The sequence below is a fragment of the Pedobacter sp. genome (assembly GCF_035566355.1).
Lineage (GTDB): Bacteria > Bacteroidota > Bacteroidia > Sphingobacteriales > Sphingobacteriaceae > Pedobacter.
The window spans coordinates 1-10,660 of the sequence record NZ_DATMRL010000584.1; the positions used below are offsets into that span (position 1 = coordinate 1).

Consider the following 10,660-nt stretch of genomic DNA (forward strand, 5'->3'; position numbering starts at 1 on the left):
ACCTCTCAGAAATTTGCCGGCATTGAAGATCCGATGCCGCATATGAAATTTATTGGCCCGGTTAAAGGCCGGCCAAACCAAGCCGATTTTGACTGGGAACGCCTGGAAAAGGCAAAAGGGCCTAAGGTCTTTGTTTCTCTGGGGACCTTGCTGGTGGATATCCGTGCGGCATTTTTCCAGAAACTGATTGATGCTTTTGCCGATGCGCCTTTGACCATTGTTGCGGCCACCAACCCGGATATCTTTGAAAAGTGGCCAGACAACTTCATTGTTAATGGCTTTGTGCCCCAATCAGAACTGATGCCCATGATGGACGCGGTGATTTGTCATGGCGGCTTCAATACGGTGAACGATACTTTTATCAACGGGCTTCCCATGCTGATCACACCGATTGCTTACGACCATTTTCATACCGCCAAACTGATTGAAAACGCGGGTTGTGGCATCAAGATCCGCTATAAGCGGCTGCGGATTGAAGACCTCAGAAATGCGGTGCTCGAACTGCTGGAAAATCCGCAGTACAGGAATGCAGCCTTGCAGATCAGGGAGACTTTTCTCGCTGCGGGTGGAAATGACAAAGCAGTAGCGCTTTTGGAAGAATTTGCAACAACAGAACAAGCACTGGCAAGCATCAACTGAGGCCCATGAAGAGAAGATTATTATTTGCAGAACGCATGTTGCATGGTGATGGCTCAGCCCCTTTTAATGCAGTGATTCCGATTTGCCTCAAAGGAGAAGTTCATTTGGCTGGACTACAGCACGCACTAAAAAAACTTCAGGAAAAATATCCGCTTTTAAATGCCGTTGTAGAAGACGATGAGAAAGGAATGCCCTGGTTTGTTGTGGAAGAAGGCCAGACCCAACAGGATATCCCGGTAAGGATCAGTACCCGGCTTGGAAACGACGACTGGGTACAGGAATCTGTACAGGAATGGTCTACGGTGTTTGATACCCGGAAAGGCCCGCTGATGAGACTGGTCTGGATCAAAGGACCTGAGTTTTCGGATTTGATCCTGGTGATTCATCACTGCCTCTGTGATGGTGGCTCGGCCATGTCCATCCTGGCCGAACTCCTGCAACTACTCGACAATGGGGAGGCCCAAATCGGCAAAGAAAAACCAATTTTAAGTCTCCACGATATTGTTCCTGCAGAGGTACTTCGAAATAAAAAAAAGATCCTGAAAGCGAAGCTGATTGGAAGTGTGGCGAGTTTAGTCCTCTGGCTGGTTCCATTGCCTAAAAAGGCCGTAGAACGAAAAAGGGATTATATGCTGAACTGGAGCCTGGACAAAGCTTTAGGCGAGCAATTGATCCGCAATTGTAAACAGCAGGGGGTGACTGTCAATACAGCCCTGTGCATGGCTGTGCTGAATGCTTTTAAAGCGGTCAGAAAAGAGGCTTTCCACAATAAAATCTCCTGCCCTGTCGACATCCGGCGCTTCGCTCCGGAAATCAAAAAAGACAATATTTTTGCTTTTGGGTTGATGATGGTGGTTTCTGCGGCACAGGAGCTGGGCTTTTTTGAGAATGCCCGTAAAATGCAGGCAGATATTGACAAAAAGACGGCAAAGCTGGATCCCTATGAGACGATCATGATGATGGAAGAATCCCATTCTTCCCTGAAACATTTCACTAAATTTCTAAAATATGGTAAGTCCAGTAATGACTGCATGTTTTCCAATCTGGGCAGGATCAATATTCCATATGAATATCAGGCTTTCAGCCTGGAAAGGATCTATAGTCCTTCTGTGATTGGTCCTTTGGGCAATACCACCACCCTGATCACATCGACTTACCGGGAACGGATGGATTTTACTTTTGTTGCCAGTGAGGGCTTTATTCCTTATGAACAAGCACTGGCCATCCGGGATTGTATAATAACTGAACTAAAACAGGCCGTAGGCCAGGCTTAAATAAATTATGAGAAGAAGACTGATCATTGGGGAAAGAATCATGTATGTGGATGCGGTAACCCCGCTCAATTGTGTTTTTGCAGTTAAAATCAGGGGGGACTTTTCGTTGGAAAACCTTCGTGCTGCATTGGCCAAAGTACAACAGAAACACCCTTTATTACGGGCCAGGATCCAGGAGGATGCTAAAGGAATTCCTCATTTCACCTCCAGCAACCACCTGTCGGAGATTCCGGTACGGGTAGTAGACCGCCAAAGTGATGAAGACTGGAAACAGGAATCGGAAAGGGAGTGGTCTGCGCTTTTCGACGACAAAGACCTTCCCCTGGCCAGGGTGGTCTGGATTAAAGGCGCTTCGGTTTCTGACCTGATCCTGGTTTGTCCGCACTGCGTTTGCGATGGGACCACATTTGTGGCCCTGATGACTGAAGTCTTGCAGTTACTGGATCAGCCGGACCGGGAAATTGGCAGCTATCCTCCTTTTGATTCGATCGCTGGTTTGCTTTCGGAATCGTATTCCAGCAGCCCTTCAAAAATTTTCAAAGCCCGGATATTTTCTGTTCTGGCTTCCGTATTCTTTCTGTTTAAGTCTTCCCGCAAACAGCATCCGGCAGGTAAAGGGTATCTATTGCACTGGAAACTGGATAAAGAAAGTACCGCAGCGCTGATGGACGGCTGTAAGGCATCTGGTGTTACCCTGCATTCGGCTTTATGTGTGGCTTTCCTGGAGGCTTTCCATGCGGTTAAAGGAGACCGCGCACATGGTAAAGTCATTTGTCCGGTGGATGTACGCCGCTTTGTAAAGGAGATTAAAGAGGATCATATGTTTGCCTTTGCCCCTATTGCAGAGCTTTCTATAGAAAAAGGTACGAAAATTGGTTTCCTGGCAAAAGCACAGCAAGTCAAAGAAGACCTGGATACCAAAATATCGGCCATGAAGGTCCATGAACTGCTGTTTATGAGCGAGTATTTTCATGCTTCGGTGCCCAAAATGGTCAGGTATCTAAGGTCAACGGATGGTACACATGATTTTACTTTCTCTAATATGGGCAGACTGGGCATCCCCGGATCTTATGGTTCATTTGAGCTCGACGCGATTTACAGTCCCAGTGTAGGTTTTCCCTGGAGAAATCCGAATACACTTGTTGTAAGTACCTTTAAAGGAGAAATGGATTTTAGTTTTTACTCCAATACGGTTTTCCTGGATCCACAGGAAGCTACCGCGATTAAAGACCAGGCTTTATTGATGTTGCAAAGGGAAACAACGCTGGAAGGAGCCTTACTATAATTGTATGTTCATTAATAAATTTGTACGCAGGAACCTGATCATCTATTTCCTGCCAAATGTTTTCTTCAATACCTGTATTCCCTACTTCGCTTTCAGAACTCAGGAAGCTGTTTATTTATTTCGGGGAGAACAGTGTTTTGCCCGGTTCTTATTGCCTATGGTACTCTTCCTGCCTTTTATCATCACGTTTGACCTGTCCAGAAAAACAATTGAGCTGTATAAAAAGGGTAAAACCGGCCTGTTGATTCCTGATCATCTCCAGAAAACAAAATTCCTGTTTAAAATGGCGGGGATAAACGGGGGAATTTCTCTCTCCGTGGCCTTTCTGATCCTGCTGCTCGCAGAGTTCAGTATTCCCCGTCAGTACGGCTTTAGTGCTGGTTTTCTGGCTTTGCTGTTGGGCTTGACCGCGGGCTTGCTGACGGTGATTTTTACCCTCCATACCGGGGCAAGGTACTGGCGTCAGACAGACTCCTGAAAATGGGCAATGACCATATTCGCCGGGAGATTCCTTACCTTTGTCCATTAATTGATCTTTTATTCTGTTCTAAATATTGATTTATGGCCCGTATTATCGCCTTTGATTATGGCACCAAACGCATCGGCATTGCGGTTACTGATCCTTTGCAGATCATTGCAACCGGACTGGATACCATACACCCTAAAGACGTGATCGACTATTTAAAAAAATACCTGCTGACCGAACAGGTGGAGGCTTTTGTATTGGGGGATCCCAAGCAACTCGATGGTTCTCCTTCGGATTCTGCACAGCATGTAAAAGGCTTTTCAACCACCCTTAAGAAAAATTTTCCCGGCATCCCCCAGTATTGGATAGATGAGCGGTTTACCTCTAAACTGGCACAGGAAACCATTATGCAGAGTGGTTTGAAAAAGCAGGACAGAAAGAACAAAGAGAGAGTAGATACGATTGCAGCGACCATCATCCTGCAATATTTTATGCAAGAGCACCGTTTATAAAGACAACATGAGTATGATTAATGAAGACCTGCAAAATTTACTGTTAAACTATTGCGAACCAGAAAGCGCTCTTTTACAGCAGATTGACCGGGAGACCAATTTAAAGGTATTGATGCCAAGAATGCTCTCCGGCCATTATCAGGGCCGGGTGCTCAGCATGCTGAGTAAGCTCGTTGCACCCAAAAGGATACTGGAGATCGGGACCTTTACCGGTTATGCAACCTTGTGCCTTGCAGAGGGTTTGGGTACTGATGGAATCCTCTATACCCTGGACATTAATGTAGAGTTAGAAGACATGGTGAGAAAAAGTTTTGCACAATCTCCTTACGATGAACAGATTAGGTATATTCTGGGTGATGCAACGCAGACCTTGCAGGACTTAAACGAGGTTTTTGACCTTGTATTCATCGATGCAGACAAAAAAAACAATGGTACTTACTATGATCTGGTGTTCGACAGGATCAGGCCGGGAGGGCTTATTATTGTGGACAATGTGCTGTGGAGTGGAAAAGTACTTAGTAATCAACAAGATAAAGACACAAAAAATATTACTACATTTAACGATAAGGTTGCCAATGACGCGAGGGTGGAGAAACTGATCTTACCCGTCCGCGACGGATTATTCATCATAAGAAAAAAAATATGATTAAAAAGCTAATGTACATCTGGACCGCTCTCCTGTTTACATTTACGGCCTCCAAAGCCCAAACGACTCTTGATTATATTAATGAAAATGTGGATCATGCACAGGAACTCATGAGAGCTTCCCATATTCCGGCAAGTGTGATCCTTGCAGTGGCCATCCACGAATCGGCCTCCGGGACCAGTAAAATTGCCCGTTACCTCAACAACCATTTCGGGGTAAAAGGCCAGAATTCCAGTAAGGAAATCCGTTCTGCCTATAAGGACTACCCTTCGGTTCAGGACTCGTACAATCATTTTGTAGAATTTTTGGAAAGCAAGGCTTCTTTTAGCAGCCTTTTCGATAAATTTGACGAGTCTGACTATGTCGGATGGGCGAAAGGTATACAAAAGGGAGGTTATGCACGCAGCAGAAGCTGGTCGTCTCAGGTGATTGGACTGATCAAAAAATATGAGCTGTTTAAGTATGACCAAAGGCCGCAACAATATTTGGAGGCTGTATTCCCGATTCCTTCCTTAGCTGGAAAAATAACGAAACAAACCGTACATAACCCGGACAATTAATTGAATGAACTACAGACTGCTGCTTCCAATACTGCTTTTATTTTTTACGGCCTGTTCCTCCAGGAAATATAGCCGGAACAACCGCCAGATTGAGAAACAGGCGAAGAAAGCCAATCCAGATGCTTTAAGTTATACGACACTAAGCTATATAGATGCTTTTAAAGGTGTGGCCGTTGAAGAAATGAATACCTATGGTATTCCGGCCAGTATTACCCTGGCCCAGGGCATTCTTGAATCTGGTAGCGGGAACGGCAGTCTGGCCAAATATGCCAATAACCATTTTGGGATCAAGGTGACTTCTGAATGGAAGGGCAAGGGTTATTATAAAGACGACGACAAGAAGAACGATTGTTTTCGAGTGTATAAAGATGCCCGTCAGTCTTACAAGGACCATTCTGAATTTCTCAAAAGGAAAAGGTATAGTGCTTTGTTCCAACTGGACAAAAACGATTATAAAAACTGGGCTTATGGCTTGAAACAAGCAGGTTATGCCACGAATCCAAAATATCCTGATCTGCTGATCAACCTGATTGAAAAGTATCAGCTGCATCAATATGACCAGTCTGAGTCGGAAAAACAGAAAATTATCCGTGAAGACCGGGTTTTTACGGAGATCAACGCCAATATACCGGTAGAACAGAAGAAATTTGCTCCAGTGGCGGCACCGCCCTCTAAACAGGTGATCACCACACCGGACAGCACTGCCGACACACCTCAGGTCAATACCCCGGTCTATACCTCTTCTTCAAATACATCAAAGTATTATACGGTGAAGCAGGGCGACACTTTGTACAATATCTCTAAACGCTACAACCTTACCGTAGAAGAACTAAGGGCCATTAATAACCTGTTGGACTCAGGAATTAAAATCGGCCAGCAGCTGCAGATCGTTAAATAATGTTAATATCTCGCACTGCATCATTCTGATCGCGTATTTTTGTATGCAAATGAAACTCACCGGATTTCTCCTTCTCCTTTTGATGTGTACCTGCACGGGCATCTTATATGCGCAGAAAAAAACTGTGCCGGGCTTTGTGATGGACAAAAGCAATAAACAAAGACTGGCGAAGGTCTATATTTATAACCCGAAAAATGATGTGGGTATTTACAACAATGCCAAGGGAGAATTTACATTACAGGTGGCCGTAGGTGATACGCTTTTTGCGGCCTTGCCGGGTTATGCGATTGATACGGTTTTGTATAAAGGCCAGAATTCTATTTATTTCCAGCTTACACCTCATTTTATCCGGCTTAAGGAAGTCAAGATCATTGGAAGTTTGCCCACGCCTAAACAGAAATACGATAGAACACTTAAGGAATATAAATATGCTTTAGACCGGGGAAGTTCCAAAGATCTGCTCAATGTGGGGCCAGAGGGCGCAGGATTGGGTATTGATGCGATTTATAACCTGTTGAGTCGTAAAGGAGCCAATGCCAGGCATCTTCAAAAAATCCTGGAAAAGGATTACCGGGAACAAGTAATTGATTTTCGTTTCCGGCCGGAGTATGTGGAAAGGGTTTTAAATATCCACGATTATGAGCTGACGGATTTTATGCAACAGTACCGTCCAACCTATGAATTTGTACTTTCTGCCTCGGATTATGCGTTTACCCTGTTCCTCCGGAACAATTACGCCGCCTATAAAAGAAATCCAAGGGCCTTGCGCTTACCACCGCTTCCGAAAGTGACTATAGAGGAAATAAAGCCTTAAATAGACAATTAGTTTAAATTTAGGTCTTTGATAAAGAACATTTTTGTTTTCTTTGTAGTAATGAAAGGTTTTTATATCAGCATATTCTTACTCTTTTCTGTTTGCGCAACTTTAAAGGCACAGGAAATTGATACCATTCCAATCAATACAAAAGATCTCAATATTAAGCTGAAGCGCAGTCCGCTGCCTTCCAGAATTGGAACTTTGTTATTTAAGCCGGTTAAGATAGAGCCGCAGATTGTCAATTCCAAAGTGAATTACTGGAAAACGAAGACTTCAGTTGGGATTAACCTGAACCAGGCTGCTTTTTCTGACAACTGGCAAGGTGGAGGAGTAAACTCACTGGCTTTAGCGGGGATTATCAACTATAAGGCTGAATATAGCAAGGAAAGTTATAGCTATGTAACAGAGGTGATCCTGAACTATGGAAAGGTGAAGAACAAGGACCAGATGGAGAAAAAGACCGTAGACAGGATCTATTGGGACCATAAGGCGGCCATTCAGATGTCTAAAAACTGGTATTTCTTCGGATCGGTAACTTTTGAATCGCAATTTGATAAGGGTTTCATTTATGACAGACCCGCCACTGAAGAAAGAGCGACATTAACCTCACAATTCATGTCTCCTGGTTATCTCACAGAGTCGGTCGGTTTTGAATATAAACCAACAAAGTATTATTCAGCCAGATTAGGTACCGGAACAGCGAGACAAACTTTTGTTCCCGCTAACGAAAAATTGTTTGAGGCACTCGATGAGCATGGCATTTCTAAATCAGATAATTATGGCGTTGAAAGAGGAAAAACCTTTAGAAACGACCTGGGTTTTCAGATCGTAATGAACTTGGATAAAGACATCTTTCCAAACATCAACCTAAAAAGTAAATATATGGTGTTGATTCCTTATGAGCACGTAGGATTTACCAATCACCGTTTGGATGTTGCTTTGACAGCTAAGGTAAACCGTTTCATGAGTACAACATTGACCGGTGTTGCACTGTATGATAAAAACACCAACTCAAGAGTACAGGGCAGTCAGACACTGGCCTTAGGTGTGGTGTTTGTTTTCCCGAGGTAAAAGATGAGATAATACCCGGCCAATTCGCCCAAATTTAATACCTTTGCCAACTACAAAAAATTGAACACTAAGCATTAAAGAAAATGTTTGAGAATTTACAGGACAAATTAGACCGTGCATTTAAAGTTTTAAAAGGACAGGGAAGCATTTCCGAGATCAACGTGGCTGAAACCATGAAAGAGATCCGTAAAGCTTTACTGGATGCCGACGTAAATTATAAAACAGCCAAGACGTTTACAGACGAGGTTAAAGAAAAAGCATTAGGCTTAAACGTACTGACCGCCGTATCTCCGGGCCAGTTACTGACCAAGGTTATGAACGACGAACTGACTGCCCTGATGGGTGGACAGGTAACTGATCTTGATTTAAAAAATAATCCAACCATTATATTAATTGCCGGGTTAAACGGAGCGGGTAAAACCACTTTTACCGGTAAACTGGCCAATTTCCTGAAAAGTAAAGGAAAAAAGCCTTTGCTGGTTGCTGGTGACGTTTACCGCCCTGCTGCGATAGACCAGCTTCAGATCCTTGGAGAACAGGTGGGTGTTCCAGTGTATGTAAACAAGGAGTCTAAAGATCCGGTTGGAATTGCAATGGAAGGGATTGCAGAAGGTAAAAAACAAAACAACAACGTGATCATTATCGATACTGCAGGTCGTTTGGCCATTGATGAGCAGATGATGAATGAGATTGCGGCTGTTAAAGAACATACAAAACCGCATGAAATCCTGTTCGTTGTTGATGCCATGACCGGACAGGATGCGGTTAATACAGCAAAAGCCTTTAACGACAGATTGGATTTTACCGGTGTGGTACTGACCAAACTGGACGGTGATACCCGTGGTGGTGCCGCTTTATCGATTAAATCGGTCGTGAACAAGCCGATCAAGTTTATCGGTACTGGAGAGAAAATGGAAGCGCTGGATGTTTTCTATCCGGACAGGATGGCTTCCAGGATCCTGGGTATGGGTGACGTGGTTTCCCTGGTGGAGCGCGCCCAGCAGCAATTTGATGAAAAAGAAGCTGCAGAACTTCAAAAGAAGATCCGCAAGAATAAATTTGATTTCAACGATTTCTACAACCAGATCCAGCAGATCAAGAAAATGGGTAACATGAAGGATTTGATGGGCATGATTCCTGGCGTGGGCAAAATGATGAAAAACGTGGAAATTGAAGATGATGCTTTCAAAGGCGTAGAATCGATCATTCAATCCATGACCAAATACGAAAGGGAGAACCCGGACAGCATTCAGCAAAGCAGACGTTTAAGGATTGCAAAAGGTTCAGGAAATAAAGTAGAGGATGTAACTAAACTGATCAAACAGTTTGAAGATATGCGTAAGGTGATGAAGCAGTTTTCTAACCCGGCTGCTGCCGCTAAAATGATGCGCAATATGCCAAAAATACCACAGGGAAAGATGTAAAATCTGATCTTGATATAAAAAAGCTCGTTTTTAAACGGGCTTTTTTTATTTCTGCGGCATAGTGATATTCAAAATGTTTTCCTCTACATTGGCATATTTAACCTGTTGAATATGCTTGTGAAAACTTTTGGAAGCGCCGTATTTGGCGTGAATGCACTAACCATTACCGTTGAGGTCAGTATTGGCGGTGGAAATAAATATCATATTGTTGGCTTGCCTGATAATGCCATTAAAGAAAGCTTGCGCAGGATTGAAAGCGCAGTACAGACAGCAGGCTTTAAAATGCCAAGACAAAAGATTGTGGTGAACCTGGCTCCTGCAGATATCCGCAAGGAAGGTTCCTCTTATGACCTCCCGATTGCCATAGGTATTTTAGCTGCTTCTGGACAAATCGAAGTGCAGGAGCTGCAGCAATACTTCATCATGGGAGAACTCTCCTTAGACGGCGGCTTACAACCTATAAAAGGCGCTTTACCTATAGCCATCCAGGCCAGGGCGGCCGGATTCTCCGGATTTATCCTTCCAAAGGACAATTCAAGGGAAGCCGCCATTGTGAATGATCTGCTGGTGTATGGAATGAAGACCCTGGGAGAGGTAATTGCGTTCTTTAATAAAAAGCAGGTCTTTGAACCCGTCGTTGTAGAAACCAGGACTCAATTCTATAACAATGTCAACAGTTATGAGCATGACTTTTCTGATGTAAAGGGACAGGAGAACATCAAACGTGCACTTGAGATCGCTGCAGCGGGCGGACACAACCTGATCCTGATTGGCCCTCCCGGTTCCGGAAAAACGATGCTGGCCAAACGCCTGCCCACTATCCTTCCGCCCCTGAATTTACAGGAGGCGCTGGAGACCACCAAAATTCATTCGGTAGCTGGAAAACTAACGGCGTCAGATTCTCTGATGACAGAAAGACCTTACCGCAGCCCACACCATACCATTTCAGATGTCGCCCTGGTGGGTGGAGGGGCAAATCCACAGCCGGGGGAGATCTCTCTCGCGCATAATGGGGTACTCTTTCTTGATGAATTACCGGAATTTAAACGTTCCGTTCTGGAGGTGATG

12 protein-coding genes are annotated in these 10,660 nt (G+C 44.2%); all 12 read left to right on the forward strand.

Annotated elements, in window-relative coordinates; genetic code table 11:
- On the forward strand, positions 1 to 639 hold a 639-nt coding region (locus VNZ46_RS22905), incomplete at its 5' end, for a glycosyltransferase (RefSeq protein WP_325562963.1).
- 5 nt (positions 640 to 644) lie between these two features.
- Positions 645 to 1,913 carry a condensation domain-containing protein gene (locus tag VNZ46_RS22910; protein WP_325562965.1) on the forward strand — a complete coding sequence of 423 codons (1,269 nt, stop codon included), beginning with the start codon at positions 645 to 647 and terminating at the stop codon, positions 1,911 to 1,913.
- Positions 1,914 to 1,920: 7 nt separating this feature from the next.
- Complete coding sequence (locus tag VNZ46_RS22915) at positions 1,921 to 3,198, forward strand: phthiocerol/phthiodiolone dimycocerosyl transferase family protein (protein ID WP_325562967.1); 1,278 nt, start codon at positions 1,921 to 1,923, stop codon at positions 3,196 to 3,198.
- Positions 3,199 to 3,202: 4 nt separating this feature from the next.
- Entirely contained in the window at positions 3,203 to 3,676 is a 474-nt protein-coding gene (locus VNZ46_RS22920) for a hypothetical protein (protein WP_199075011.1), read from the forward strand.
- A gap of 83 nt (positions 3,677 to 3,759) precedes the next feature.
- Positions 3,760 to 4,176, forward strand: coding sequence for a Holliday junction resolvase RuvX (gene ruvX / locus VNZ46_RS22925; RefSeq protein ID WP_108553746.1), 417 nt, complete (start codon positions 3,760 to 3,762; stop codon positions 4,174 to 4,176).
- A 7-nt stretch (positions 4,177 to 4,183) separates the two neighbouring features.
- Positions 4,184 to 4,822: an O-methyltransferase gene (locus tag VNZ46_RS22930; RefSeq protein WP_325562970.1), complete on the forward strand. Its 639-nt coding sequence runs from the start codon at positions 4,184 to 4,186 to the stop codon at positions 4,820 to 4,822.
- The gene (locus VNZ46_RS22935) at positions 4,819 to 5,382 is read left to right on the forward strand and encodes a glucosaminidase domain-containing protein (protein ID WP_325562972.1); all 564 of its coding nucleotides are present in this window, start codon (positions 4,819 to 4,821) and stop codon (positions 5,380 to 5,382) included. Before VNZ46_RS22930 ends, VNZ46_RS22935 begins: the two co-directional genes overlap by 4 nt.
- 4 nt (positions 5,383 to 5,386) lie before the next feature.
- The gene (locus VNZ46_RS22940) at positions 5,387 to 6,280 is read left to right on the forward strand and encodes a glucosaminidase domain-containing protein (RefSeq protein WP_325562973.1); all 894 of its coding nucleotides are present in this window, start codon (positions 5,387 to 5,389) and stop codon (positions 6,278 to 6,280) included.
- A 43-nt stretch (positions 6,281 to 6,323) separates the two neighbouring features.
- On the forward strand, positions 6,324 to 7,094 hold the full coding sequence (locus VNZ46_RS22945; RefSeq protein WP_325562975.1) for a hypothetical protein: 771 nt from the start codon (positions 6,324 to 6,326) through the stop codon (positions 7,092 to 7,094).
- Between the two features lie 27 nt (positions 7,095 to 7,121).
- Positions 7,122 to 8,168 carry a DUF3078 domain-containing protein gene (locus VNZ46_RS22950; protein WP_325562977.1) on the forward strand — a complete coding sequence of 349 codons (1,047 nt, stop codon included), beginning with the start codon at positions 7,122 to 7,124 and terminating at the stop codon, positions 8,166 to 8,168.
- 83 nt (positions 8,169 to 8,251) lie between these two features.
- Positions 8,252 to 9,592, forward strand: coding sequence for a signal recognition particle protein (gene ffh, locus VNZ46_RS22955; RefSeq protein ID WP_325562979.1), 1,341 nt, complete (start codon positions 8,252 to 8,254; stop codon positions 9,590 to 9,592).
- Positions 9,593 to 9,703: 111 nt separating this feature from the next.
- Positions 9,704 to 10,660, forward strand: a 957-nt coding sequence (locus VNZ46_RS22960) for a YifB family Mg chelatase-like AAA ATPase (protein WP_325562981.1), incomplete at its 3' end; no start/stop codon positions are given.

What these genes read in the sequence shown, in the direction of transcription:
- ruvX (WP_108553746.1), top strand. Translation starts at nt 3,760, where the DNA reads ATGGCCCGTATTATCGCCTTTGATTATGGCACCAAACGCATCGGCATT.
- VNZ46_RS22935 (WP_325562972.1), top strand. Translation starts at nt 4,819, where the DNA reads ATGATTAAAAAGCTAATGTACATCTGGACCGCTCTCCTGTTTACATTT.
- VNZ46_RS22920 (WP_199075011.1), top strand. Translation starts at nt 3,203, where the DNA reads ATGTTCATTAATAAATTTGTACGCAGGAACCTGATCATCTATTTCCTG.
- VNZ46_RS22940 (WP_325562973.1), top strand. Translation starts at nt 5,387, where the DNA reads ATGAACTACAGACTGCTGCTTCCAATACTGCTTTTATTTTTTACGGCC.
- VNZ46_RS22945 (WP_325562975.1), top strand. Translation starts at nt 6,324, where the DNA reads ATGCAAATGAAACTCACCGGATTTCTCCTTCTCCTTTTGATGTGTACC.
- VNZ46_RS22930 (WP_325562970.1), top strand. Translation starts at nt 4,184, where the DNA reads ATGAGTATGATTAATGAAGACCTGCAAAATTTACTGTTAAACTATTGC.
- VNZ46_RS22915 (WP_325562967.1), top strand. Translation starts at nt 1,921, where the DNA reads ATGAGAAGAAGACTGATCATTGGGGAAAGAATCATGTATGTGGATGCG.
- VNZ46_RS22910 (WP_325562965.1), top strand. Translation starts at nt 645, where the DNA reads ATGAAGAGAAGATTATTATTTGCAGAACGCATGTTGCATGGTGATGGC.
- ffh (WP_325562979.1), top strand. Translation starts at nt 8,252, where the DNA reads ATGTTTGAGAATTTACAGGACAAATTAGACCGTGCATTTAAAGTTTTA.